Source organism: Mesorhizobium sp. 113-1-2, assembly GCF_016756475.1.
Lineage (GTDB): Bacteria > Pseudomonadota > Alphaproteobacteria > Rhizobiales > Rhizobiaceae > Mesorhizobium > Mesorhizobium loti_C.
This window is the reverse complement of sequence record NZ_AP023242.1, coordinates 4,070,021-4,096,746: the sequence shown is the minus strand read 5'-3', so window position 1 is coordinate 4,096,746 and position 26,726 is coordinate 4,070,021. Positions and strand designations below refer to the sequence as shown.

Here is a 26,726-nt window from a genome sequence, read left to right as displayed (position 1 = left end):
CAACGATGCGGCTGCATCGTCGTCCGGTGAGTTACTCGACTCTGGCAGTTGGCTTCAGGCGAAAGCCCAGATGTCCTCGGCCTGGAAGCCGACCTGGTAGCCTGCTGTCTTCAGCTTGACCACGACCTGGCCGATCTCGGTCGCCGGCAACGCACCGACTTCCACCTTGATCATGCCGGGGCGGTAGCGCTTGAGGTCGAGCTGTTCGAAGACGATCCAGTCGGCGCCTTCGCAATCGACAAGAAAGGCATCGATATGGCTGATGCCGTTGCGGTCGAGCAGCGTTTGCAGCGTTTCCGACGGCACTTCGATGTCCTTCAGATGCGGCGCGAATTTGTTGAAATTGGCGTCGGCCTCGCCCCAGGCATTCTTGCCGGACATCAGATTGGTGTCGGTGACCGAGGAGCAGCCGATGAACTCGATCGGCAGCGTGCCGGCCTCGAGCGCGGCGGCATCGAACGTGTGGACGGTGATCGTGCCCTTGGTCCTGGTGACAGCCACCGGCTCGATGATGAAGCGGTCCGTATCGGGATAGTTGGCGCGCAGCCGCTTCTGATTGTAGGGGATCGGCTCGACCAGCATGGCGCGGGCGCCGGCAATCCTGTGCAGCCACGGCGTCACATCGTCGAACAGCGCACCGTCGCAGGCGCCGACATTGACCATCTGGAACGGCTGCCCCGACCCGCCGAAGCGCGCCTTCAGCGCCGCCTTGGCGAGGAACTTCGTACCGCGCAGCGACGGCCCGCGATCGAGCAGGCCGGAGGGAAGGCCGAGCGACAAGGCGATGCGCGCCAGGCTGGAGAGTGAACTCATGGCTTGTCTCCGGGAATGACGTGCAAGGCCGCGCGGTTTTGGCCACGAACCGAGGCCGCCCACAGCGCCATGAACGGCGTTGCCAGCAGCAGGAAGGGCGGGATCAAATGCGGGAAATAGATGCGCGTATCGTGGATCGGAAAGACCGCGAACTTCGCCAGCGCGCCGAGCACCAGCGCCGCGAACAGGATGCCGGCACGGCGGTCGAGGCGGAAGCCGGCGCGGCCGGCGGCGAACCAGCCGGCCAACGCCAGCACCGAGACGCCGACCCAGCTGTTCAAATTGACCGCGCGCAGCAGCGAGGCCGCAAACGCCTTGAGATAGGCGGTGACCGAGAAGGCCGGCTCGAACCCATCCATATTGTAGTGCTGTTCGATGCTGGAGAACCACAGATGCGGCCACCAGCCGGGATGCTGAGCCCAGTGCGAAATGGCGAAATAGGCGACGAAGGACGCAGCAAAGCCGGCCAGCGCGCCCCAGGCCCTCTGCCGGAAGGCGACCAGCAGCACCGCGAATATGGCAAGGAAAACAATATTGTCCGGCCGCACCATGAAGGCGAGAAAGAGCAGGATCGCCGTCGCCACCTCGCGGCCTCTGGTATAGGCAAAAAGCCCGCCGAGCAGCAGCGCCGACGTCAGCATATCCGGTGTCGAGGCGCGCGCCGCATCGCCGAAATCGGCCACTATCAGCACTGCTCCGACCACCGGCGCCAGCGCCAAGGCCTTTTCGGCGCGCAGCCAGAGCAACACAATCGTGCCGAACATGAGCACCGAAAACACCTGCACCAGGTGCATAGCCTGGACCGGCGACATCACCGCGCTCAGCGTCGACAGGATTTCGGCGTAGAGAAATTTTATTCGGTACATGCCGAGCAGCGAATGGAAATCGGCGGCATTCTCCGCCATGTGGCTGCGGAAGCCGCCGCCATCGTCGGTCAGCGCCTTGTAGTCGCCGGCCGACACGCCCGCCTTGACGGTACTGTAGGCATAATCATGCAGCGCCTGCGCATCGGGATAGCTGCCTTCCTCGGATATTGCGAGATAGGGCAGCATGTCCCAATTGGCGTCTGGCATCACCCAGGCTGTGAACGCCGTCAGAAGGATGTAGAGCCCGAACGCCGCCGCGCCGATCGGTGCCGCCAGCCGCGCATAGGTCCCCTCGCCCCACGCCAGACCGGCTTCGTTGAGCCGGTCGAGCGGGTTTTTCGCAAGGGGAGACTTGGTCAGCATCTTTTTGTGCTCAGCGAACTTTCTTTTAGCGGACTTGGCTTTTGACGAAGTCCCTCACGATCGAAACGATGCCGCGTGACAGCAGGCTGTCGAAGGCATCGACGAAGCGGTCGACATGCTCGCGCTGGCAGATCAGCGGCGGCTCGAGTCGGATGACGTTGCGGTTGTATTCGGTGAAGGCGACGAGCACGTCGTAGTCGCGCAGCAAGAGCGCGCCGACAAAACCCGACAGCGAACCCTTCAGCTTGTCGTCGAGCACGCTGACGATGGGCCTGAGCACCATGGGCAAGGTCTGCGAGAAGTCGTGGAACTCCAGGCCGACCATGAAGCCCTTTCCGCGCACATCCTTGATGATCTTCGGGTATTTGTCCTTGAGCGCTTGAAGCCGCTGCAGCAAATAATCGCCGGTCACGGCGGCGTTGTCGATCAGCCCCTCGTCATAGAGCACGTTGAGTGCCTCGATGGACGTGACGCAGGCCTCGCCCATGCCGCCGAAAGTCGCCATGGCATGGATCATCGCTGTCTTCGGCGTGCCATAGGCCTTCATGTAGACCTCGCGCCGCGCGATCATCGCGCCAACCGCCGCCTTGCCGCCACCAAGCGACTTGGCCAGCGCCGTAACGTCGGGAACCACGCCATAATGCTCGAAAGCATAGAAGCGGCCCGAGCGGCCGTAGCCGCACTGCACTTCATCGGCCACCCACAGCACGCCATACTGGTCGCACAGCGCCCGCAGCTTCTGCCAGTACTCGCCTGACGCCTGGATGATGCCGCCGCCGCCCTGGATGGTCTCGAGGACGATGACGCCAACCTCCGGATCGCTGCGAAACAGGCGCTCGACCGCCTCGATGTCGCCGAAGGGAATGCGCACCGTATTGTTCGCCATCTTGAAGTCGGCGCGATAGAGCTGGCCGTCGGTGATGCCAAGCACGCCCTTGGTCTTGCCGTGGAAGGAATTCTCGGCATAGACGATTTTCGGCCGCTTCGGTCCGGCCGCGCGCTCGGCGAGCTTCACCGCCGCTTCCATCGCTTCCGAGCCGGACGAGCCCAAAAACACCATGTCGAGATCGCCGGGCGAGCATTTGGCGATGTTGTGCGCCAGCGCCGCCGCATATTGCGACATGAAGGCGATGGCGATTTCCTGGCGCTTCTCCTCCTGGAATTTTCTGCGCGCTTCCAGAATCCGTGGGTGGTTGTGGCCGAAGGCCAGCGAGCCGAAGCCGCCGAAGAAATCGAGGATCTTGCGGCCGTTCTGGTCGATGTAGAACATGCCCTCGGCACGCTCGATCTTGATCTTGTGGAAGCCGAGCAGCTTCATGAAATGCAGTTGGCCGGGATTGAGATTCGCCTTGAACAGGTCGGTCATGCGGGCGACATCCATCGCCTTGGCCTGCTCGACGCTGATCAAATCGGGCTTGGTGATGGTGGCGGGCGACAGCGCCGGCGCGCTCACCATGGTACGCGCACTCGTCTGTTCTGGCTTGGCCATGACGGTCATTTCAATCTCCTGTCCGCGCCACGACCAGCGTCGTGCGCCATAAAAATGTTTGGCGGGCGCCGCTATTCGGCGGGCACATGTTTGGTGGCGATGGCGTGACCGGCCTTCTTGGCGCGGTATTCGCTGTAGGCGGCGATCAGCATGTCCTCGTCGCGATAGTGCGGCACCCAGCCGAGCTGGCGTTCGGCCTTGGACACGTCGAGCACGCATTCCTCGTCGGCGATCAGATATTGCTCCGGGTCCATGATCGGCATGTTCATCAGATCGAGCAGGTCGAGCGTGCGCTTGACCGCCCAGCCCGGTGTCGGGATCAGGATCGATTTAGAACCGGCGTGCCGGATCAGGTCGCCGAGCAATTTCTTCACCGGCGGCGGGTTCAAAGAGCCGAGATTATAGGCCTCGTTGGGCACGCCGGCCTTCCAGGCCGCGCGGGCAGCTTCCGCGCAATCGAACACGGAGATGAACTGATAGGGGTTCCTGCCCGAGCCGATCATCGGCACCGGAAGATTCCAGTCGATCAGCTTGAACAGTTTTTCGAGAATTCCGAGCCTACCTGGTCCGATGATCAGGCGCGGGCGAAACAGCGAGATCGACATGCCGCGCTTGCGCCATTCGATGGCGAGTTCCTCGGTCTTTTGCTTCGACCAGCCATACTCGCCGAGCGGCGCAACCGAATGCTCCTCGGTCATCGGCTGGGTGACCGTGTGACCGTAGATCATGTCGGTCGTGTAGTGGACGAGTTTTGGTGCACCAGCCTTGTCCATGGCCTGCATGATGTGCTCGGTGCCGTGGAAATTGACCGGGAAGAAGAAGTCGTGCCGCTTGGCGCGCACCTGGATCGGCGAAAGCATCTTGGCCGACAGATTGTAAACCATGTCGTCGGCCTTGAGCCCGACATTGGCGACCGACGCCGGATCGGTGACGTCGCATTGGACGAACCGGACATTGCGGTAGTGCGCAAGGTCGCTCCTAGCGATATCGGCGACGACAACCTCTTCCCCATCCGCCACGAGCTTGGGCGCAAGGTGACGGCCGACGAAACCGTCACCGCCGAAAATCACATGTCTCATCGAACGATCTCGTTTGCTGGGATCTTGTCGGGCGTGATGGAAGCGGTCTGGTCTTCATGCCCTCGCCCACTTTGCGCGATCAGCACGGTGCCGACGCAGATGAAGGCGATGCCGGCGATGCGCCAGCCATTGAGGTCTTCGCGGAACACGAAATAGGCGAAGATGGCGACAGCGACATAGGCGAGGCTGAGGAAGGGATAGGCGAAGGAAAGCTCGACCTTGGACAGCACATAGAGGTGCGAGGCCATGGAGATCACGAAGGTGCACAGGCCAAGGAACACCCAGGGGCTGAAGACGATCTGCAGCAGCTTGACGAGCGGATTGACGCCCTCGAACGAGATCGGCCCAAGCGACATCATGCCTTGCTTCAGCATCAGCTGAGCAGCGGCATTGGTCATGACCGTAAAGAGAATGAAGACGATATATTTCATGCCAACTCACCACCCCGCATCATCTGCTACTACAAAGCTGAAAAGATTTCGTGAACTCACAAGACAATTTTGAGTAAACCTTGCCATTAATCATTTGCTAACCATGACTCATTCCATTTTTATCTATTCGGCCGCCTCGACGCCGCGCCGCCGCAGGTCGATGCCGCCAGCCGTGCGCGCCCAGAAATCGGACATGAAGGCGGGGTCGCGCAGCGCTTCCAGCCTCGGCCAGTCCGCGAAGGAGGCCGCGAAAATTCCAGCACCCATGCGTGCGTCCTTGTAAGGATTGACCGCTCCGCCGGCCGCGATGGTGATGCGGTCGAGCTCGCCAAGCAGGGTGAGCGTCGCCGCTCCTCTGTTGGGGAAATCCAGCGTCAGCGTGTAGCCCGGGCGCGGGAACGACAGCAGCGCCGGCGAGCGGATCGAGCCGAAGCGTTTCAGCACAGTGAGAAAGGAGCCCTGCCCGGCCCGCCGGGCAGCGGCAAGCAATTCGGGCACGACGGTGCGCGCAGCCTCTTCCGGCACCACACTCTGGTGCTGGAACAACCCTTTAGGGCCATAAAGCCGGTTCCAGTCGCGCACGCCATCGAGCGGGAAGAAAAAGGCCTGGTAGCCACTTTGGTGCGGCGCGGTCGCCCGGCCTTTCTTCCACCGGTAGGCGGCATTGAAGGCGGTCAAGAACGGCCGGTTGAGCACATTGAACGGCGGCTGGAACGGCACCGCCAGACTGCCGCCGGCACTCGAGGCCGCATGCGAGCCGTGCTCGGCGTGGTTGCCGGTAAACAGCAGCCCGCGCCCGCCGTTGCGGCCGCCGGCAAGCTGGTCGATCCAGGCGACCGCATATTCATTGGCCTGATCCGCCGCCTCGGCCAGATCGAAGAATTCACGGAGATCGCGAAACGCCGCCGTCTTCCCGACGATGTCGAGCGAAGGCACCCGCATCAGCCGGATCGAGGCCGAGAGGATCAGGCCGGTCAGGCCCATGCCGCCGATGGTCGCCGCAAACAGGCGCCGATTGTCGGCGGCCGAGCAGCGATAGGTCTTTCCATCGGAGCGCAGCAGCGTGAAGCTTTCGACATGGCAGCCGAAGGTGCCGCGCCGGTGATGGTTCTTGCCGTGCACGTCATTGGCGATGGCGCCGCCCAGCGTGACGAATTGTGTGCCCGGAACCACCGCCGGGAAAAAGCCATAGGGTGCTGCGTGCGCGATGATATCGGACAGCAGCACACCGGCATCGGCTTCGAGCACGCCCGTCTCGGCGTTGAAGGAACGGATATGGTTCAGGCTTCGCATGTCGACGACCGCGCCAGCCCGGTTCTGGCAGGAATCGCCATAGGAACGGCCATTGCCATAGGCCAGCAGCGATCCCTCCTTCGCCTCGCCGCCCTTCAGCAGCGCGATGGCATCGGCGGCGTGGATCGCACGCGGCGCCGGCGGTGTGGCAAGGCCAAAGCTGCGAAAATGTTCGGCCATGCCTACCAGCCCCCGATGACCAGCAGCACGGCGCCGATCAGCACCACAATCTGGCTGCGCCAGTCGCGGATGATGAAGACGACCGGATCGTCATGCATCTCGTCGCGGCGCGCCAGGATCCAGACTCGCATGGTGAGGTAGAGCACGATCGGTGGCAGCGGCCAGATCAGCCAGGGATGCGGATAGAGTTCGCGCACCGCGACACTGTCCATGTAGAGCGCCAGAACCAGCGCCGAGGAAAACGCCGAGGCCATGCCGGCCTGGGCGACGATCTCCTGGTCCTCGGTACGATAGCCACGGCCGGCAATGCGTTCGCCAGGTGGAATGGCGGTGGTACGCAGTTCGACGAAGCGCTTCACCAGCGCCAGCGACAGGAAGAAGAAGATCGAGAAGGCGAGCAGCCAGAACGAGACGTCGACGCCGGTCGCAGCAGCACCCGCGATCACACGGATCGAGTAGAGGCCGGCAAGCGTCAGCACATCGACCAGCAGCATGCGCTTGAACGACAGCGAATAGGCCGTGGTGACGACCATGTAGCCGCCAAGCACGGCCAGGAATTCGAGCGATAGAAACAGCCCGGTGCCGACGCCGACCGCCAGCAGCACTGCGATCGCATAGAGGCCAAACGGAATTGACAGCGCGCCGCTGGCAAACGGCCTGTTGCGCTTGGTGAGGTGCTTGCGGTCGAGCGCGAGATCGAAGAAGTCGTTGAGGATATAGATTGCCGAGGCCACCGCGCTGAACGAGACGAACGCCAGCAGGCATTGCCAGATCATGTTGGTGTTGAAGTACTCGTGCGACAGCACCATGGGCACGGCGATCAGCGAATTCTTCAGCCACTGATGCACGCGCAGCATCTTGACGATGGTCCGCAAGGTCGGCTTCGGTGCCGGCATGGTTTCGGCGCCATGCGCCGCCTGCCAGCGCGCGGCATGGCGGTCGGGCGCGACGACGATTGCATTGCGCGCGGCGTCAAAGACCTGGAGATCATGGCGGCTGTTGCCGGCATAGTCGAAACCACCATCGCCATAGGCCGATATCAGCGAGGCGCGCTTCTTGCCGGAGGTGAGATTATCGAGAGCATCGGTGGCCAGCACCCGGTCGAAGATGCCGAGATGGCCGGCTATGGCCTCGGCGAATTTGCGCGGCGTGCCGGTCGCCAGCACGATCTTGCGGCCTTCGGCATGTTCAGTACGAAGCCGGTCGAGCAGCGGCGCGCGATAGGGCAGCGTCGCCGGGTCTATGTCGATGCGCTGCGCGATTGCCTGCTTCAGCCGCGCCGGCCCGCCGGCCGCCCAGAACGGCACCAGGAAGAGATAGAGCGGGTTCTTCTTGAGGAGGAGGAACAAGCCTTCCCACAAAAGGTCGGTCGCGATCAGCGTGCCGTCGAGATCGACCGCAAGCGGTATTGCGTTCCTGTCCGACCGCGCATCCATGTCCGTCCTGCCCTGCCAGCGTATGATCCGGGAAACCGGATTCTGGTTGCGCGCCGCGTTTCGGCGTCTTGAGGCTGGTATAGCGGGGGATGGCGTAGCGAACGTTAAAACGCCTGGTTGCAGACGGCTGCCGCGGCGGTATTTCCGGCGTCATTGTTAAACAACCTCTACCGGAAACGATTAAAGGCCGAGCAAATGCCCGGCCTTTCCAATCATGTCGCCACGATTACTTGATGCGGGCGACGCCGCCCGAAATTTCGACGGTTTCCGAGCCGGTCAGGGCTTCAAGATCACCGTTCGGCAAGGTGACGAAGCAGCCGTTCTGGCAGAACTCGACGGTTTCACCGCCGGCCAGCGCAAGGTCGGTCTTGCTGCCGCCCTCCGTCACGACCAGCGTGCGGGTCTCGGCGTCCTTGTTGACCGCGCTGGCAGCATGAGCCGAGCCGCTCACGGCGAGCAAGGCGACGGCAGCGACGAGAGACTTCCACATTTTGCAATATCGGTGTTCCCACCGCCTCTGTTGCATTTCGCAAGGCATTTTCGCCCTTTGCATGGGAGCTTATATGAGATGGAAGCTGAACCGCAACTGAATGCCGCATTCATGCCGCAATCGGTTTTGGATGGGCTTGAGGCCTACGGATTCCCGATCTAGTCCGGATCGGGCTTCCTGGACTTGCGGGGCTTGGCGGCCCGTTTCGCCTCGGCCGCGGCGTCTGCCTTCGCCTGCTCCTGTTCGGCGAAGTCGGCCTCGATCTTGTCGTCGTCGGTTGGCCAGGCCTTCGCATGTTTGGTCTCGATAACGGCGCGCGGCGTCGAGGGGATCTCGATGTGCTGGTCGCTGAATTTCTCCAGCACGGCAAAGCGGACATCGTTCTGCACGATGTTGCCGTTCATCACGTCGGCCAGGAACACACGGATCTCGAATTCGAGCGCCGCGGGTCCAAAATTGGAAAACAGCACGAAGGGTTCGGGGTTCTTCAGCACCATCGGGTGGCCGCGTGCGATCTCCAGCAGGATGGCGTGAACCTGCTTGACGTCGCTGCCATAGGCGACGCCGACCTTGATGTCGAGGCGGCCGAGCTTGTTGCGGTGCGTCCAGTTGCCGACGGCATTGTTGATCAGGTTCGAATTGGGCAGGATCACCGACTGACGCTGGAAAGTCTCGATCTCGGTGGCGCGCACACTGATCTTCTTGACCGTGCCGCTGACGTCACCGGCGACGATCCAGTCGCCGACCTTGAAGGGCCGCTCGGCCAGAAGGATCAGGCCGGAGACGAAATTCGACACCACATTCTGCAGGCCGAAACCGATACCGAGGGAAAGCGCGCCGGCGACCAGCGCCAGGCTGGAGAGGTCGATGCCCGCCGCTGATATGCCGACAAGCCCCGCCAGCGCCACGCCGGCATAGCCGACCGCCAGCCGGATCGAGTTGCGCACGCCGGTATCGACCTTGCCGCGCGCCATGACGGAGCCGTCGAGCCAGCCCTGGAACCAGCGCGTCAGGAAATAGCCGATGATGAAGACGATGATGCCCGAAAGGATGCCGGTAACCGAAATCGTCACCGAGCCGATATTGATTCCCGTCGCGAGCTTGTAGGCCCAGGCCTGGATGTCGCCGGGCTGGAATCCCCACATCAGCAGGATCAGCGGCAGGAAAACCAGCACGATCAACAGGTTGATGGCAATGCTGACAACGAGGCCGAGCTGGTCGAGCGCTGTGTCTTCGTAACTCGAATTGGTCGACAGCCAGCGCCCGACGGATGTGTTGGCGAAAGCCCCCTCTTCGCCGATCGCGCGCGCCGACAGGAAGCCGATATAGGCGGTGATCAGCGCCGTGCCGGTGACCACGACCTGCAGAGAGACGAACAGGGCAAGGCCAATATAGCCGAGCAAGGCGGCGATGATGGTGAACAGGCCAAGCGCCAGCGCCAGATAGCGCAACCATGCCGGCCACGGCCGCCAGCTTCCATCTCGCGCCTTGAAGGGCCGCAGCATCGCCATCAGGATCAGGATGATGCCGACGACAATGGTGGCGACGAAACTGCGCGCGATGGTCAGCGACAGCGGCGATCCCATCTTGTCGTTGACGACAGACAGGAAAGTATTGACGCTGATGACGACCGCCATGGCGGTGGACAAGCGCACCAGCCAGCGCGCCGGCCCGGTTTCGACCGGGATGAGGCGCCAGTTCGGCAGCCGCGGCTCAAGCGCCGCATTGGTCAGGCGGTTGACGCAGAATATCACCCCGATGGCGGTCGCCAGCGCATTGAGGAACAGGCCAATGTCACCGCGCAGCACATTGTAATAATTGAAAAAGAAGATGGTCGAGCCGAGGAACGAACCGACTGCCAGCGTTGGCAGCAAGGTAGACCAGAAGGCCACCGACAAGCGGCTGAGATAAGACGGATCTTCGTTGGAGGGGTCGGCCTCGAATACGCGCCCGAACAGGCGCCTGCCGCCGACCAGCAGCACCAGCGCCAGCCCGAGCGCCACGAAGGTTGCTGCTAGGATGGCCTGGAACTTGAACTTGAAAGCGAAGCTCAGCCAGGACGACACCGCCTTGTAGAAGTTGGCGTATTCCTCCTGGGCGTCGGAGAAGACCTGCGGGCTCAGCGCATCGGACAGCACGTAGCGCTTGGTCAAAAGATTGCGGAACAGCGCGCTGCGCATGTTGCCGATCTTGTCGATCAATCCGTTGATGCGAATCGACAGGTTCTGCGCGGCGGCGACGACCGCGTTGATCTCGGCCTTTTCCGACGCCAGTGCCTGGCGTTCGCCGGTCACGATGTCGGGCTCCTGCGGCTGGCCCGCCGCCGGCGGTGGACCGAGCACCTCGATGCGATTGTTGATGTCGGTGAGGCGCGACCGGAACGCCAGCGCACTGGTCAATGCCGCCCGCGACAGGTCCTCCAGCTGCAGACGGATATCCACCAGCGAGGCATCATCCTCACCGTCCTGCTGGATTTTCTTCTCGAGATCGTCCGTCTTGGCCGTCAGGCCCTGGATGACTTTCTGCTGATCGGTGATCAAGCCGGCGGAGCCCTGGCCAAGCGCCTGCGCCATTGCCTCGAACGAAGGCGGCGCCGAAATAACCAGCGCGAGGATCAGGATGAGGCGAAGCAATCGAAAAAGCATGATTTGTTGGCGACTCACCGGCGGCAAAGACATTCAAAAAGCCTGTCCTTGATAAAGACGGCCGTATCATGGGGCAAGCCGTCGCATCCCGTCGCGGACCTAAGCGTCGGCCAGTCGAAAGGCCATGGCGCAATATTGGCTTTGCGGGTGCGGCCTGCTCTATAGTCTGCCGCATCGCCCGAACCGGATGACAATGATGGCAGAGTACTCGGCCTTTTCGCTGCTCGCGAACGCGCTCAAGGGAAACAAGGATTGGAAGCCGGCCTGGCGCAAGCCCGACCCGAAGGCTTCCTATGACGTCATCATCATCGGTGGCGGCGGCCACGGGCTGGCGACCGCCTATTATCTCGCCAAGGAACACGGCATCACCAATGTGGCCGTGCTGGAAAAGGGCTGGCTCGGCTCCGGCAATGTCGGCCGCAACACCACGGCGGTGCGCTCGAACTACCTGCTGCCTGCCAACACCCGCTTCTACGAACATTCGATGAAGCTGTGGGAGGGCCTGTCGCACGAACTCAATTACAACGTCATGTTCTCGCAGCGCGGCTGCCTGAACCTGGCGCACACGCCGGCCCAGTTCGACGACTATGCAAGGCGCGGCAACGCCATGCGCCATCTCGGCGTCGACGCCGAACTGATGACGCCGGCACAGATCAAGCGCCTGATCCCGGCGCTCGACATCTCCAGCGATGCACGCTTTCCGGTGGTCGGGGGCCTGATGCAGCGGCGCGCCGGCACCGCCCGCCACGATGCGGTGGCCTGGGGCTACGCGCGCGGCGCCGACCGTCGCGGCGTCGACATCATCGAGAATTGCGAGGTCACCGGCTTCCTGCGCGACGGCGACCGCGTCACCGGCGTCACCACATCGCGCGGCGATATCCGCGCCAGGAAAGTGGCGGTCGCAGTGGCCGGCAGCACCGGCCGCGTCATGCAACTCGTCGGCGTCGAGACGATGCCGATCGAGAGCCACGTGCTGCAGGCCTTCGTGACGGAATCGCTGAAGCCCTTCATCGACACGGTCGTGACCTTCGGCATGGGCCACTTCTATATGTCGCAGTCCGACAAGGGCGGCCTTGTCTATGGCGGCGACATCGACGGCTACAACAGCTACGCCCAGCGCGGCAACCTGCCCATTGTCGACGAGGTGATGAGCGAGATGCTGGCGCTGTTTCCGGGCCTTGCGCGTGTACGCATGCTGCGCTCCTGGGGCGGCGTCTGCGACATGTCGATGGACGGCTCGCCGATCATCACCACCGGCCCCTTGCCCGGCATGTATCTCAATTGCGGCTGGTGCTATGGCGGCTTCAAGGCGACGCCGGCCTCCGGCTGGACCTTTGCCTGGACCATCGCCAAGGATGAGCCGCACGACTTCAACGCACCGTTCACCCTCGACCGCTTCCACCGCGGCCTCGTCATCGACGACAAGGGCCAGGGCGCGAATCCCAGGCTGCATTAGGAATATTCGATGCTCATCACTTGCCCCTATTGCGGCCCGCGCGACGTCATCGAGTTCACCTATCAGGGTGACGGCAACCGCGAACGTCCCGATCCCGCTTCGCAGAATTTCGAGGCGTGGAACGCCTATGTCTATGACCGGCTGAACCCGGCCGGCGACCACAATGAGATCTGGCAGCATTCCGGCGGCTGCCGCGCGCATCTGCGCGTCGTGCGCAACACGCTGACGCATGAGATCTCGAGCGTCGCCTTTGTGCGCGGCGATCATACCTCGGCCGCGCGCCGCAAGGCGGAGGACAAGGCATGAGCCCGCGCCGCACCGATACTGGCGGCCGCATCGACCGGCTGAAGACCATCCGCTTCACCTTCGACGGCGTCGCCTATACCGGCCATGCCGGCGACACGCTGGCGTCCGCACTGCTGGCCAAGGGCGTCACGCTTTTCGGGCGCTCGTTCAAATACCACCGCCCGCGCGGCTTGCTGACCGCGGGCGTGGAGGAGCCCAATGCGCTGGTGACAGTGCTGAAGGGCGAGGTGCGCGAGCCCAACATTGCGGCGACCATGGTTGAGATCCATGACGGGCTGATCGCCATCAGCCAGAACCGCTTCCCGTCGCTGGCCTGGGACATCAACGCCGTCAACCAGCTCGGCGGCAAGATCCTGTCGGCCGGCTTCTACTACAAGACCTTCATGGGGCCGGTTATCGGTCCGCTGAAGGGCACGCGTTTCTGGATGTTCTGCGAGCATTTTATCCGCCGCGCAGCCGGCCTCGGCAGCGCCGGATCGGCGAAGGACACGGCCCGCTACGAACGCATGAACGCCTTTTGCGACGTGCTGGTGGTCGGCTCCGGCCCCGCCGGTCTGATGGCCGCCAAGGCGGCCGCCGATCAGGGCGCCCGCGTCATGCTGGCCGATCTCGAACCGCGTTTCGGCGGCTCGACCAACTGGTCCGGTGAAACCATCGATGGCGCACCGGCCGCCGACTGGGCCCGCCGCACCGTCACCCAGCTTGAAGGCCGCGACAATGTCCGGCTTTTGCCACGCACCACGGTGTGGGGCTATTACGACAACAACACGCTTGCCGCGCTCGAGCGGGTCAGCGACCACAAAGAACAGCCCGCCAAGGGCGAGCCGCGCCATCGCTACTGGGCAATCCGCGCCAAATCCGTGGTTCTGGCCACCGGCGCCTTTGAGCGGCCGCTGGTTTTCCCCGGCAATGACAGGCCGGGCGTGATGCTGGCGCATGCCGCCGAGCGCTACGCCAACGAGTTCGGCGTGCTGCCGGGCGAGCGGATTGCGCTGTTCACCAACAATGACAGCGCCTATCGCGCGGCCGTCGCCTTGAAGAAGGCGGGTGCGGCGATCGTCGCCATCGCCGACGTCCGCTCCGAGGTTTCAGCCGAGATGCGCAAGCTGGCGACGGAAGCCGAGGCCGAGATCCTTGCCGGCCACGCTGTCGTCGCCACCGAGGGCGGCAAGGCGCTGTCCGGCATCAAGGTGCAGCGTTTCGACATGGTCACCGGGGCGCTCACCGGCGATGAACGAAGCATCCATGCCGACTGCCTGTTGATATCGGGCGGCTGGTCGCCGACCATCCATCTGGCCAGCCAGGCCGGCGCCAAAGCGGAATGGAATGCCGCACGGCAGGCTTTCCTGCCGCCGAAGCCGACGCAGCACTGGCCAACACAACAATGGATTGGTGCAGGCGCCTTCACCGGCAGTTTTTCTACCGCCGAGGCGATCGCCGAAGGCCGCGCCGCCGGCCTGGCAGCGGCCGGTGGAACGAGCACCCCGGCGGCATTGCCGACGGTCGACGCTCTACCCGGTGACCCCGATCCGGCGCCGGTCTTCGAGATCAGGGCCAAGGGCAAGAGCTTTGTCGATTTCCAGCATGACGTGACGGCTGAGGATGTCCGCCTGGCGCATCGCGAGGGCTTTGTCTCGGTCGAGCATCTGAAGCGCTACACCACGCTCGGCATGGCGACCGACCAAGGCAAGAGCTCCAATGTTCCCGGCCTTGCCATCATGGCCGAGGCGCTGGGCAAGCCGATCCCGGAAGTCGGCACGACGCGCTTCCGGCCGCCCTTCGCGCCGGTATCGATCGGTTCGCTGGCGGCCGAGCGCTTCGGCGACCTGAAGCCGGAACGGCTGACGCCGATGCATGACTGGCATCTCGCCAATGGCGCGACCATGTATTCCGCCGGCCTCTGGTACCGGCCGATGATCTACGGGCTGTCAGGCGAAACGATCGAGCAGGCCTATGTGCGCGAAGCCAAGGCGACGCGCGAAAGCGCAGGCATTGTCGATGTCTCGACGCTGGGCAAGATCGCCGTGCAAGGCCCCGACGCAGCGGCCTTCCTCGACCGCGTCTACACCAACATGTTTTCGACGCTCGCCGTCGGCAAGGCGCGTTACGGGCTGATGCTGCGCGAGGACGGCTTCGCCTTCGACGACGGCACCACCTGGCGGCTCGGCGAACAGGATTTCCTGATGACCACCACCACCGCCAATGCCGGCAAGGTGATGCAGCATCTGGAATATTTCCTCGACGTCATCTGGCCGGAGTTGAAAGTTCACGTCACTTCGGTGACCGACGAATGGGCGGGTGCCGCGATCGGCGGGCCAAAGGCCAGGCAGATCCTCGCCGCCTGCGTCACCGGCACCGCGGTCGACAATGCGACCTTGCCCTTCATGGGCATCGTGCGTGGCGAGATCGCGGGTGTTCCGGTGATGATCTGCCGGCTGTCCTTCTCCGGTGAAATGGCCTTCGAGGTCTATTCCGGCGCCGGCCATGGCACCCATGTCTGGGAAGCCTTGATCGAAGCCGGCAAGCCGTTCGGACTGGTCACCTACGGGCTCGAGGCGCTCGGCACGATGCGCATCGAAAAAGGCCATGTCACCGGCGCCGAGATCGACGGCCGCACCACGGCGCGCGACCTGCATCTCGACTGGATGCTGTCGAAGAAGAAGCCGTTCATCGGCTCGGCCATGATGGACCGCGAAGGCCTGATCGCATCCGACCGCCTGGAACTGGTCGGCCTGATCGCGCTCGACAACCGGCCGCTCAATGGCGGCGCGCATATTGTCGAGGCGTTGGACGAAGCCAATCCGCACGGCTCGATCGGTCACATCACCGCCTGCTGCTATTCGCCGGCGCTCGGCAAGCACATCGCACTGGCACTGGTCGAGGGCGGCAAGGCCAGGCACGGCACCCGTGCCCATGTCTCCGATCCCTTGCGCAATAGGTTCGGACCGGTCGAGATCGTCTCCAACCATTTCTACGATCCGGAAGGGACCCGCATGCATGGTTGAGCGCCAATCCCCGCTTGAGCCGGAGTTTCATGTCGGCTCGCATGGCAATTTCGAGCATGGCGTCGAGATCCTGCTGACCGAAACGAGGCCGGGCTCGATCGTGCAGCTCGCCGCCTGGCCAGGCGAAGAGAAGAAGCTGATCGCTGCCATCCGCACCGTCACCGGGCTGGCCCTTCCCGACGGCGCCGGCGGCGGCTTGAGCGACGGCGTGAAGTCGGTATTCGGCTTTGCGCCGGGAAAATTCACCGTGGCCGACGAAGCCGAAGGGTTGGCCGCTTCCTTTGCCAAGGCGGTGACGCCGGCCATTGGTACCGTGACGGACCTGTCGCATGGCCGCACCGCCATCCGCATCGCCGGACCCAAAGCGGAGTGGGTGTTGGCGAAATTCTTCGCCATCGACTTCGCGCTTACGGCCTTCCCGGTCGGCGCCGGCCGCTCGACCACCCATCACGACGTCTTCGCCCAGATCCAGCGCACTGGCGCCGACCAGTTCGACATCTACGTCTTCCGCTCCTTCGCGCGTTCGTTCTGGAAGGCGCTCTGCCATGCCAGCGAGGAAGTCGGCTACGAAGTACAATAAGCGTTGCGGCCAGATTGCGGCCCCCGCTGCTTCTGGCCTCAATGCCGGCCGGTTCTGCCGCTAGAGAATCGCGCCGCGGGCGGCCATGGTGGAAAAACGTGGCCGCGAGATCGGCCCAAGGGATAAAAATCCCGTCTCAGACTCGGCACATTCGTTTGGTTCGAACAACCCCATGACCGCAGAACTATCCGCCGGCGCCACCGATCGCGCCGATGTGTCGGCCAGAGCCCTGCTCCTGCTGCCGTTGACGGTCGCCTGCGGTGTGTTCATGACCAGCCTCGACCAGAATGTCGTGGTGACGGCGCTGCCCGGCATCGGCGAAAGCCTCGCCCGCCCGCCGAGCCAGCTTGGCCTGCTGATCACCGTCTATGTCGCCAGCCTGATCATCTCGATGCCGCTCGGCGGCTGGGCCGCCGACCGCTTCGGCCTGCGCAACGTCTACTGTTTTGCCTTGCTGGTGTTCGCCGGCTCGTCAGCTCTGTGCGGACTGTCTGATAACATCTGGACGCTGGTCGGTGCCCGCGCGCTGCAGGGATTTGGCGGGGCGCTGATGGGCACGCTCGGCCAGGTCGTCATCCTGTCGAGCTTCCCGCGCAACCGGACGCTGAAGATCAACATGTATATTTCGGTGGCCAGCCAGACCGGGCCGCTGGTCGGGCCGCTCGTCGGCGGTGCGCTGACCACCTACATTTCCTGGCGCTGGATCTTCTTCATCAATGTGCCGTTCGCGCTGGCGGCAGCGATTCTTGCCGCCTCACTGTTCCCGACAGTGACCAAACCCGTGCGCACGCGCTTCGATTTTCCGGGCTTCCTGCTGGTCGGTAGCGGCATGATCCTTCTTGTCTTCGGCATGGACTCGCTTGCTGCCAAAGATGCCGCCGCCGGCATGATTGCCGGCGAACTGGCGCTGGCGGTCATCATCCTGTCGATTGCCTCGCTCTACTGCCTGCGCGTGCCCAATCCCTTGCTCGAGCTCAAGCTCCTGCGGATCCGCACCTTCCGTATCTCGTTCCTCACCGGCGGCGGGCTGGACACGATCGGGCTGAGCTCCGTCGCCTTCCTGCTGCCGCTGATGTTCCAGCTCGGCTTCGGCATGAGCGCGGTGCAGGCGGGATCGCTGACCTTCGTTGCCGCGCTCGGCTCGGTGATCATGCGTTTCTTCATGCCGCGCGTCCTCAACCAGTTCGGCTTCCGCCGGGTGCTGGTCTTCAACACGCCTGTTGTTGCCGCGCTGGTCGCCGGCTTCGCTTTGATGCAGGCGACGACGCCGGTCTGGATCGTCCTTGGCTATATCTTTGCTTTCGGCGTTTTCCGTTCCATCCAATGGGCCTCGACCGGAAACCTCGCCTATTCCGACATCGCCCCCGAACAGCTCGCCCGCTTCAGCGCCCTCTATTACATCCTTTGGCAGCTCGCGGTCGCGGTCAGCGTCGGCCTGGCAGCGGCCATGCTGTCGTTCCTGGCCGGCGGCGGTCCTGCCGTGACCAATGATTTCCGGATCCTGTTCGCGATCGAGGGCGTCATCACGCTCTGCGCGCTGCTTGCCTATCTAAAGCTGACGCCGCAGGACGGCGCCCACGTCAGCGGGCACGGCATGCAGATGAATACGGAATAGTGCATGTCGCCTATTCGCTGAACGTCACCCACTCTTCGAGCGGCACGCGGTCGGTGCGGAAGGCGTTTTCGGGCTTGGACGTGTCCTCATAGCCCAGCGCCATACCGCAGACGACGATCTCCTCGTCGGGAATGTTGAGCACCGGCCGGATCTGCCGGTGATAGGGCGCGAAGGCGGCCTGCGGGCAGGTGTGCAGGCCCCTGCCCCGCGCCGCGACCATGATGTTCTGCAGGAACATGCCGTAATCGATCCACGAGCCCTGGTTGAGGCGGCGATCGATGGTGAAGATCATGCCGACCGGCGCGTCGAAGAAGACGAAGTTGCGGTCGTGCTGGGCACGCATCTTGTCGACCTCGCGTCGACCGATGCCGAGCGCGCCATAGAGGCCGAAACCGTTGGCGCGTCGCCGCGTCAAATAAGGTTCGAAGAACTGCGTGGGATAATAGCGATACTCGTCCCAGTCGGCCTTTTCAGCGCGGATACCGGAATTCAGGATAGCATCCGATATCTGTTGCTTGGTCTCGCCCTTGGTGACGTAGACCCGCCATGGCTGCATGTTGGTGCCGGACGGAGCGCGTGCCGCAACCGCCAGAATGTCGCGGATGGTGTCGTCGTCGATCATGTCGGGCAAAAACGCGCGCACCGAACGGCGCGACAGGATCGCCTCGTCGACGATCTCGGCCTCATCCGCGATTCGAGCCTTCTTTTCCAACATGGGCCGTCCCTTAGCCTTTGTCTCGATCGGACGTCCCCACTCGCCGCTCGCGGCCGAGCCTTTGCATGAACCGTCAAAATCCTGCAAGCAAATCTTGAGCATCGGTGAAAATCTACTTGATTTTTTCATGAGCTTAACCTCTCATGAAATTCGGATGGAATTTTTCATGAAATGAGCGTTTTGCCTTCCACTACACCGCGAACATTGCAGGGACCTGACGAACGCGTGCTGGCCAGCGATATACGCGCGCTGCGCCGGGCGCGCGGGCTGACGCTCGCCGAGATCGCCCTGAAACTTGGCCGTTCGGTCGGCTGGGTCAGCCAGGTCGAACGCGGCCTGTCGACGCCGTCGCTCGGCGATCTCAGGGCCTTCGCCGAGCTGTTCGGCGTGCCGATCAGCCTGTTCTTCAGCCATGACGTGCCGGTCGAAAGCGAGCGCGGCGTGGTGGTGCGGGCCGGCAGACGCCGCACCCTTGGCACCAGCGAATCCGGCCTGGTGGAAGAACTCCTGTCGCCCGATCTCGGTGGTAGCTTCGAGATGGTGCGCTCGATCTTCGCACCGGGCGCGGAGATGAAGACCCAGCACCTGCGGCCGACCGAGGAAGCCGGCTATCTCGCCTCGGGTGTTTTCGAGATCGAGATAGCGGGCGTCTGGCACCGGCTCGGCGAAGGCGATTCCTTCCGCTTCGAAGGCAAGCCCTATCGCTGGCGCAATCCAGGCACCGAGCCGGCGGTTGTCATCTGGGTGGTTTCACCACCGGTTTATTGAGTCAATTTTGGGAGAAGAAGATGGCGGGGTTGCCGAGCACGGCGCGCGTGGTGATCATCGGAGGTGGCGTCGTCGGCACCTCCTCGCTCTATCATCTCGCCAAGGCGGGCTGGACCGACTGCGTGCTCTTGGAAAAGAACGAGCTGACATCAGGCTCGACCTGGCATGCCGCCGGCAATGTGCCGACCTTCTCCTCGTCCTGGTCGCTGATGAACATGCAGCGCTATTCGACCGAGCTCTACCGTGGCCTCGCCGACGCGGTCGACTATCCCATGAACTACCACGTCACCGGCTCGCTGCGGCTCGCCCATTCCTGGGAGCGCATGCAGGAATTCCAGCGCGCCAAGGGTATGGGCCGCTATCAGGGCATGGATATCGACGTGGTCGGCGTCGACGAGATCAAGCGCCGCTATCCCTTCATCGAGACGCACGACCTGAAAGGCGCGCTCTACGACCCGAGCGACGGCGACATCGACCCGGCGCAGTTGACCCAGGCCCTGGCAAAGGGCGCGCGCGACATGGGCGCCAAGATCATCCGCTTCTGCCCCGTCACCGGCGTGCGCCGCGAAAACGACGAATGGGTGATGGCCACGCCGCAGGGCGAGATCCGCTGCGAGATCGTCGTCAATGCCGCCGGCTACCGGGCCGCCGAAGTGGGCAAAATGTTCGGCCGCGAAGTTCCGATGATGGTGATGAGCCATCAATACATCTTGTTCGAGGAAATCCCCGAGCTGGCCGCCTGGTCGAAGGAACAGGGCAAGAAACTGCCGCTGCTGCGCGATGTCGACACCTCCTACTACCTGCGCCAGGAAAAGACCGGCATGAATCTCGGCCCCTATGAGCGCAATTGCCGCGCGCATTGGGCCACCCCCGGCGATCCGATGCCGGAGGATTTTTCGTTCCAGCTCTTCCCCGACGATCTCGACCGGCTGGAACATTATCTGGCCGACGCCGTCGCCCGCGTGCCGATCCTGGGCACGGCCGGCCTGTCCAAGGTCATCAACGGCCCGATCCCGTATGCGCCGGACGGCAATCCGCTGATCGGCCCGATGCCTGGCGTTCCCAATGCCTTCGAGGCCTGCGTCTTCACCTTCGGCATCGCCCAGGGCGGCGGCGCCGGCAAGGTGCTGGCCGAATGGGTGACGCAGGGCCAGACCGAGTGGGACATGTGGTCCTGCGACCCGCGCCGCTTCACCTCTTTTGCCGCCGCACCCGACTACTGCGTCGCCAAGGGCATGGAAATCTACGGCAATGAATACGCCATCCAGTTCCCGCGCTATGCCTGGCCGGAGGGCCGCGACCGCAAACTGTCGCCGATCCACGATCGCATCAAGGCGTTCGGCGCCCGCTTCGACGCCTACAATGGCTGGGAGCGCGCCACCTGGTACGCGAAGGACGGCGACGACATTTCCGAGGAAGCCACGCTGACCTTCCGGCGCGACGGGCCCTGGCAGCATCGCGTGCGCGAGGAATGCCTGGCGGTGCGTGACGCCGCCGGCATTCTCGACCTCCCGGGCTTCTCGCGCTTCAACCTCGAGGGCCCCGGCGCCGCCGAATGGCTGAGCCTGCAGGTCACCGGCCTGGTGCCGAAGCCCGGCCGCATCGGCCTCGTCTATTTCGCCGACGACAAGGGCCGCATCGTCACAGAAATGTCCGTCGTGCGCCACGACGAGAATGTGATGACGCTGATCACCGCCGCGGTTGCGCAATGGCATGATTTCGAATGGCTGAAATCGCGCATGCCCAAGGACGCGCCATTCAAGCTGATCGACCGGACCGAAGAATTCTCCACCCAGATCCTGGCCGGCCCCAATTCGCGAAAAATCCTCGCCGATGTCTGCGACGCCGACCTCACCCTGCCATGGCTCACGCATCAGGAAACCACCATCGCCGGCCGCTGGGCGAAGCTGGTGCGCGTGTCCTTCGCCGGCGAACTCGGCTGGGAAATCCACACCAGGGTCGACGATACACCCGCCATCTTCGATGCCGTTTGCGCGGCGGGACAACAGCATGGCCTGAAGCCGTTCGGCATGTATGCGCTGGATTCACTGCGGCTCGAAAAGGGCTACCGCACCTGGAAAGGCGATCTCTCGACCGACTATTCCATCCTGCAGGGCGGGCTCGAGCGCTTCGTCAAATGGGAAAAGCCCGACTTCCGTGGCAAGGCAGCGCTGCAGAACGAGAAGCAGCAAGGCGTGAAGAAGCGCTTCGTCACGCTGGTCGTCGAAAACCCCGGCGATTGCGACGCACCCTACATGTCGACGCTGTGGCATGGCGGCCAGATCGTTGGCGAGACCACGTCAGGCGGCTGGGGCCATCGCATCGACAAGTCGATCGCGCTCGGCATGTTGCGCGTGGATTTGACCGAGCCCGGCACATCCGTCGAGGTCGAAATCTTTGGCGACCGTTTCAAGGCGATCGTGCAGAACGACGAACCTTTGTGGGATCCCAGGAACGAAAGACTGCGCGCATGAAGAAAGTCATCCTCACCGACGGTGGCATGGGCCAGGAACTGGTCCGGCGCAGCAAATCCGAGCCGACGCCGTTGTGGTCGGCCAGGGTGCTGATCGACGAACCCGATCTGGTGCGCGACCTCCACGCCGAATTCATCCGCGCCGGCGCCCGCGTCATCACCATCAACACCTATTCGGCGACACCCGAACGCCTGGCGCGCGAAGGCGCCGAGGACCTGTTCAAGCCGCTGCAGAAGCGGGGCATCGAACTGGCCAGGCAAGCTTGCGAGCAAGCCGGGGACGCAGCGATCGCCGGCTGCCTGTCGCCGCTTTTCGGCAGCTACGCCCCGGCGCTGACCATCTCCTACCAGGAGACGCTCGACATCTACCGCCGCATCGTCGCCGAGCAGGCGGACGGCGTCGATCTCTTCCTGTGCGAGACCATGGCCTCGGCCGATGAGGCGCGCGCGGCCGTCACCGCGGCATCGGAAAGCGGCAAGCCCGTCTGGGTGTCCTGGACGCTCGCCGATCACGGCGCGCCGCGGCTGCGCAGCGGCGAAACAATAGCCGCCGCGGCCAGCGCGCTCGATGGCCTGCCGATAGCGGCGCGGCTGCTCAACTGCTGCCGGCCGGAAGCGATCGCCGCCGCCTTGCCTGAACTGATCGATCTGGGCGGCCCGGTCGGCGCCTATGCCAATGGCTTCACCTCCACAGAGGCGCTCAAGCACGGCGGTACCGTCGATGTGCTGCACGCCCGCCACGACCTCGGCCCGGACGCCTATGCCGAGCAGGCGATCGGCTGGGTGGAGGCAGGTGCCGACATCGTCGGCGGCTGCTGCGAAGTCGGACCGCCGCACATTGCCGCGTTGCGCGATCGACTGCAGCAGGATGGTTACGCAATTTCGGGAGTTTTGCATGCCTAGACCATCGTCGCGCATTTCCGGCATCGTCCCGTCGGGCAAGGATGGCTGGGAGGTCCACTCGGCCGCCTGGGCCCGCAAGGCGGCCGGCGAGGACATCATCATGCTGTCGGTCGGCGACCATGATTTCGACACGCCTTCGCAAACCATCGAGGCCTGCGTGGCCGCGGTTCGCGGCAGCAATCACCACTACACGCCGCTGCCCGGCCTGCCGCGCCTGCGGCAGGCGATGGCGGCAGCCTCCAGCGCCTGCACCGGCGTCGAGACGACGCCGGATCAGGTGATCGCCACGCCAGGCGGCCAGGCGGCCCTCTACGCCGCCGTGCAGGCTGTGCTCGACCAGGGCGACCACGCCATCGTCGTTGCTCCCTACTACGCCACCTACCCCAACACGTTCAGCGCTGCCGGCGCCAGTTTCACCGTCGTAGAGACACCGGCCGAGGATGGTTTCCAGCCGCACGCCGACATGATCCGCGCGGCACTCAAGCCCAACACACGCGCCATCCTGATCAACACGCCGAACAACCCGACAGGTGCGGTCTATTCGCGCGAGCGGCTGGAACAGCTGGCCGAAATCTGCCGCGAGCATGACCTCTGGCTGTTGTCGGACGAGGTCTACTGGACGCTGGGCGGCGGCGAGCATATCTCGCCGCGCTCGCTGCCCGGCATGGCCGAGCGCACGCTGGTCATCAATTCCATGTCGAAAAGCCATGGCATGACCGGCTGGCGCATGGGCTGGCTGACCGGCCCGGAAAGCATGATCACGCTGCTGATCAATCTCAATCTGGTGACCACCTATGGCCTGCCGGCCTTCATCTCGGTCGCGTGCGCCGAGGCGCTTGAGAATCATTACGGCGTGAAGGACATCGCCGAGCGCTACGCGGCGCGCCGCACCGTCTTCCTCGATGCCGTGCGCGGCATGAACGACGTCGCCGTGCGCGGCTCCGAAGGCGGCATGTATGTCATGCTCGACATTTCGGCCGTCGAGCCCGACGACGAGAAATTCGCCTTCGCCTTCCTCGACAAGGAGAATGTCGGCGTGATGCCCGGCTCCAGCTTCGGCGAAGCCGCCGCCGGCCACATCCGCATCAGCCTCTGCCAGCCGGAGCCGATTCTCAGAGAAGCCGCACTTCGGCTGCGCCGTTTTGCTTCCAGCTATCGCCGCGAGGCCGCATGACCAAGACCATTCCGACCAAGGCCCGGGCCGTGATCATCGGCGGCGGTGTCTCCGGCTGTTCGGTCGCCTATCATCTGGCCAAGCTCGGCTGGACCGACATCGTGCTCCTGGAACGCAAGCAATTGACATCCGGCACGACATGGCACGCCGCCGGCCTGATCGGCCAGTTGCGCGGCTCGCAGAACATGACGCGGCTGGCGAAATATTCGGCCGACCTCTACGTCAAGCTGGAGGCCGAGACCGAGGTCGGCACCGGCATGCGCCAGGTCGGTTCGATCACCGTCGCGCTGACCGAGGAGCGCAAGCACGAGATCTACCGGCAGGCGTCGCTCGCGCGCGCCTTCGATGTCGATGTGCGCGAGATTTCACCCAATGAAGTCAAAGCGATGTATCCGCACCTGAACGTCTCCGACGTCGTCGGCGCCGTGCATCTGCCGCTCGACGGCCAATGCGATCCGGCCAACATCGCCATGGCGCTGGCCAAGGGTGCCCGCCAGCGCGGCGCCACCATCGTCGAGAATGTGAAGGTCACCAAGGTTCACACCAAAGCCGGGCGCGTCACCGGCGTGTCCTGGGCACAGGGCGAGGACCAAGGCACCATCGAAGCCGACATCGTCGTCAACTGCGCCGGCATGTGGGCGCGTGAGTTGGGGGCCCAGAACGGCGTCACCATCCCGCTGCACGCCTGCGAGCATTTCTATCTCGTCACCGAGCCGATCCCCGGCCTCAGCCGCCTGCCGGTGCTGCGTGTGCCGGACGAGTGCGCCTACTACAAGGAAGACGCCGGCAAGATGATGCTCGGCGCCTTCGAGCCGGTGGCCAAGCCATGGGGCATGGACGGCATCCGCGAGGATTTCTGCTTCGACCAATTGCCGGAGGACATGGACCATTTCGAGCCGATCCTCGAAATGGGCGTCAACCGCATGCCGATGCTGGCCACCGCCGGCATCCACACCTTCTTCAACGGCCCCGAGAGTTTTACGCCCGACGACCGCTACTATCTCGGCGAGGCGCCGGAATTGTCCGGCTATTGGATGGCGACCGGCTACAATTCGATCGGCATCGTCTCCTCCGGGGGCGCCGGCATGGCGCTGGCGCAGTGGATCAATGATGGCGAAGCGCCCTTCGATCTGTGGGAAGTCGACATCCGCCGCGCCCAGCCGTTCCAGAAGAACCGCCGTTATCTCAAGGAGCGCGTCTCAGAAACGCTGGGCCTGCTTTACGCCGACCATTTCCCCTACCGGCAGATGGCGACATCGCGCGGTGTGCGCCGCTCGCCCCTGCACGAGCACCTGAAGGCGCGCGGCGCCGTGTTTGGCGAGGTCGCCGGCTGGGAGCGCGCCAACTGGTTCGCCCGCGAGGGACAGGAGCGCGAATACCGCTATTCCTGGAAGCGGCAGAACTGGTTCGACAACCAGCGCGACGAGCATCTGGCTGTTAGGAACGGCGTCGGCCTGTTCGACATGACCTCGTTCGGCAAGATCCGTGTCGAGGGCCGCGACGCCTGTGCCTTCCTGCAAAGACTATGCGCCAACGACATGGACGTGGCGCCGGGCAAGATCGTCTACACGCAGATGCTCAACCAGCGCGGCGGCATCGAGAGCGACCTCACCGTGTCCAGGCTCTCGGATACGGCCTACTTCCTCGTCGTTCCAGGCGCCACGCTGCAACGCGATCTGGCGTGGCTGCGCCGGCATGTCGGCGAGGATTTCGTCGTCATTACAGATGTCACGGCGGCCGAAAGCGTGCTCTGCCTGATGGGGCCGGATGCGCGAAAGCTGATCCAGAGGGTCAGCCCCAACGACTTCTCCAACGAGAACAATCCCTTCGGCACGTTCCAGGAGATCGAGATCGGCATGGGGCTGGCCCGTGCCCACCGCGTCACCTATGTCGGCGAACTCGGCTGGGAGCTCTATGTCTCGACCGACCAGGCGGCGCATGTCTTCGAGGCGATCGACGAGGCCGGCGCCGATGTCGGCTTGAAGCTCTGCGGCCTGCACACGCTGGATTCCTGCCGCATCGAAAAGGCCTTTCGGCATTTCGGCCACGACATCACCGACGAGGACAATGTACTGGAAGCCGGCCTCGGCTTCGCGGTGAAGACGGCCAAGGGCGACTTCATCGGCCGCGATGCCGTGCTGAAGAAGAAAGAGGCCGGATTGAACCGCCGGCTGGTGCAGTTCCGGCTCAGGGATCCGCAGCCCCTGCTCTTCCACAATGAGGCGATCCTGCGTGACGGCAGGATCGTCGGCCCGATCACCTCAGGCAATTACGGCCATCATCTCGGCGGCGCCATCGGGCTGGGCTATGTGCCGTGCCAAGGCGAGAGCGAGGCCGATGTGCTGGCATCGTCCTACGAGATCGAGATCGCCGGCGAGCGGTTCGCGGCGGAAGCGTCGTTGAAGCCGATGTATGATCCGAAGGCGGAACGGACGAAGATGTAGCGCCTCTTCCCTTCTCCCCTTGTGGGAGAAGGTGGATCGGCGCGTAGCGCCGAGACGGATGAGGGGTGCGTGACGAAGCGCGGTGTGAAAAGATCGAAGGGTCTGAAGCACTTATTTCTGCAAAGCAGAGATCCTTCACACACCCCTCATCCGACCTCGCTTCGCGAGGCCACCTTCTCCCACAAGGGGAGAAGGGAGAGTC

Annotated in this window: 20 protein-coding genes; 10 read left to right on the top strand and 10 right to left on the bottom strand. The window is 63.8% G+C overall.

Annotation, left to right across the window (positions count from 1 at the left end; translation table 11 throughout):
- Nucleotides 1-54: 54 nt before the first annotated feature.
- From JN279_RS19860 to JN279_RS19820, 9 genes are all read right to left on the bottom strand, one after another.
- On the bottom strand, nt 55-813 hold the full coding sequence (locus JN279_RS19860) for an FkbM family methyltransferase (RefSeq protein ID WP_202350042.1): 759 nt from the start codon (nt 811-813) through the stop codon (nt 55-57).
- Entirely contained in the window at nt 810-2,042 is a 1,233-nt protein-coding gene (locus JN279_RS19855; RefSeq protein WP_202350041.1) for a glycosyltransferase 87 family protein, read from the bottom strand. The genes JN279_RS19860 and JN279_RS19855 overlap by 4 nt, the downstream gene beginning before the upstream one ends.
- 25 nt (nt 2,043-2,067) lie before the next feature.
- Nucleotides 2,068-3,498, bottom strand: a complete 1,431-nt coding sequence (locus JN279_RS19850; RefSeq protein WP_446720424.1) for an aspartate aminotransferase family protein — start codon at nt 3,496-3,498, stop codon at nt 2,068-2,070.
- Between the two features lie 104 nt (nt 3,499-3,602).
- Nucleotides 3,603-4,610, bottom strand: coding sequence for an NAD-dependent epimerase/dehydratase family protein (locus tag JN279_RS19845; RefSeq protein ID WP_202350039.1), 1,008 nt, complete (start codon nt 4,608-4,610; stop codon nt 3,603-3,605).
- Entirely contained in the window at nt 4,607-5,041 is a 435-nt protein-coding gene (locus JN279_RS19840) for an EamA family transporter (RefSeq protein WP_095199774.1), read from the bottom strand. The genes JN279_RS19845 and JN279_RS19840 overlap by 4 nt, the downstream gene beginning before the upstream one ends.
- 123 nt (nt 5,042-5,164) lie before the next feature.
- Nucleotides 5,165-6,514, bottom strand: a complete 1,350-nt coding sequence (locus JN279_RS19835) for an FAD-binding oxidoreductase (protein WP_202350038.1) — start codon at nt 6,512-6,514, stop codon at nt 5,165-5,167.
- Between the two features lie 2 nt (nt 6,515-6,516).
- The gene (locus JN279_RS19830) at nt 6,517-7,950 is read right to left on the bottom strand and encodes a UbiA family prenyltransferase (protein WP_202350037.1); all 1,434 of its coding nucleotides are present in this window, start codon (nt 7,948-7,950) and stop codon (nt 6,517-6,519) included.
- 226 nt (nt 7,951-8,176) lie between these two features.
- Nucleotides 8,177-8,440, bottom strand: coding sequence for a hypothetical protein (locus JN279_RS19825; protein WP_032930670.1), 264 nt, complete (start codon nt 8,438-8,440; stop codon nt 8,177-8,179).
- Between the two features lie 158 nt (nt 8,441-8,598).
- Nucleotides 8,599-11,085 (bottom strand): mechanosensitive ion channel family protein, encoded by a 2,487-nt coding sequence (locus JN279_RS19820; RefSeq protein ID WP_202350036.1) that lies wholly within the window; start codon nt 11,083-11,085, stop codon nt 8,599-8,601.
- A 196-nt stretch (nt 11,086-11,281) separates the two neighbouring features.
- On the opposite strand from JN279_RS19820, the gene JN279_RS19815 reads away from it, so the two are divergent.
- The 5 genes from JN279_RS19815 (at nt 11,282) to JN279_RS19795 (ending at nt 18,047) form a co-directional block, all read left to right on the top strand.
- Nucleotides 11,282-12,541, top strand: coding sequence for a sarcosine oxidase subunit beta (locus JN279_RS19815; protein ID WP_202350035.1), 1,260 nt, complete (start codon nt 11,282-11,284; stop codon nt 12,539-12,541).
- Between the two features lie 9 nt (nt 12,542-12,550).
- Nucleotides 12,551-12,847, top strand: a complete 297-nt coding sequence (locus tag JN279_RS19810; RefSeq protein WP_202350034.1) for a sarcosine oxidase subunit delta — start codon at nt 12,551-12,553, stop codon at nt 12,845-12,847.
- The gene (locus JN279_RS19805) at nt 12,844-15,852 is read left to right on the top strand and encodes a sarcosine oxidase subunit alpha (RefSeq protein ID WP_202350033.1); all 3,009 of its coding nucleotides are present in this window, start codon (nt 12,844-12,846) and stop codon (nt 15,850-15,852) included. The genes JN279_RS19810 and JN279_RS19805 overlap by 4 nt, the downstream gene beginning before the upstream one ends.
- Nucleotides 15,845-16,432 (top strand): sarcosine oxidase subunit gamma, encoded by a 588-nt coding sequence (locus JN279_RS19800; RefSeq protein ID WP_096447056.1) that lies wholly within the window; start codon nt 15,845-15,847, stop codon nt 16,430-16,432. Before JN279_RS19805 ends, JN279_RS19800 begins: the two co-directional genes overlap by 8 nt.
- A gap of 172 nt (nt 16,433-16,604) precedes the next feature.
- A complete protein-coding gene (locus JN279_RS19795) occupies nt 16,605-18,047 on the top strand; it encodes an MFS transporter (protein WP_202350032.1) in 1,443 nt (480 codons plus the stop codon).
- Nucleotides 18,048-18,057: 10 nt separating this feature from the next.
- Here JN279_RS19795 and JN279_RS19790 read toward each other — a convergent pair whose 3' ends face one another.
- On the bottom strand, nt 18,058-18,762 hold the full coding sequence (locus JN279_RS19790; RefSeq protein WP_202350031.1) for a nitroreductase: 705 nt from the start codon (nt 18,760-18,762) through the stop codon (nt 18,058-18,060).
- A 171-nt stretch (nt 18,763-18,933) separates the two neighbouring features.
- Between JN279_RS19790 and JN279_RS19785 the strand changes: the two genes are divergently transcribed.
- From JN279_RS19785 to JN279_RS19765, 5 genes are read left to right on the top strand one after another with little or no spacing between them, the layout of a single operon-like run.
- Entirely contained in the window at nt 18,934-19,530 is a 597-nt protein-coding gene (locus tag JN279_RS19785) for a helix-turn-helix domain-containing protein (protein ID WP_202350030.1), read from the top strand.
- A 20-nt stretch (nt 19,531-19,550) separates the two neighbouring features.
- Complete coding sequence (locus JN279_RS19780; RefSeq protein WP_096447064.1) at nt 19,551-22,004, top strand: GcvT family protein; 2,454 nt, start codon at nt 19,551-19,553, stop codon at nt 22,002-22,004.
- Nucleotides 22,001-22,906, top strand: a complete 906-nt coding sequence (locus JN279_RS19775; RefSeq protein ID WP_096447066.1) for a homocysteine S-methyltransferase family protein — start codon at nt 22,001-22,003, stop codon at nt 22,904-22,906. The genes JN279_RS19780 and JN279_RS19775 overlap by 4 nt, the downstream gene beginning before the upstream one ends.
- Nucleotides 22,899-24,080, top strand: coding sequence for a pyridoxal phosphate-dependent aminotransferase (locus JN279_RS19770; RefSeq protein ID WP_096447068.1), 1,182 nt, complete (start codon nt 22,899-22,901; stop codon nt 24,078-24,080). The genes JN279_RS19775 and JN279_RS19770 overlap by 8 nt, the downstream gene beginning before the upstream one ends.
- Nucleotides 24,077-26,524 (top strand): GcvT family protein, encoded by a 2,448-nt coding sequence (locus JN279_RS19765; RefSeq protein WP_096447070.1) that lies wholly within the window; start codon nt 24,077-24,079, stop codon nt 26,522-26,524. The genes JN279_RS19770 and JN279_RS19765 overlap by 4 nt, the downstream gene beginning before the upstream one ends.
- Nucleotides 26,525-26,726 lie beyond the last annotated feature (202 nt).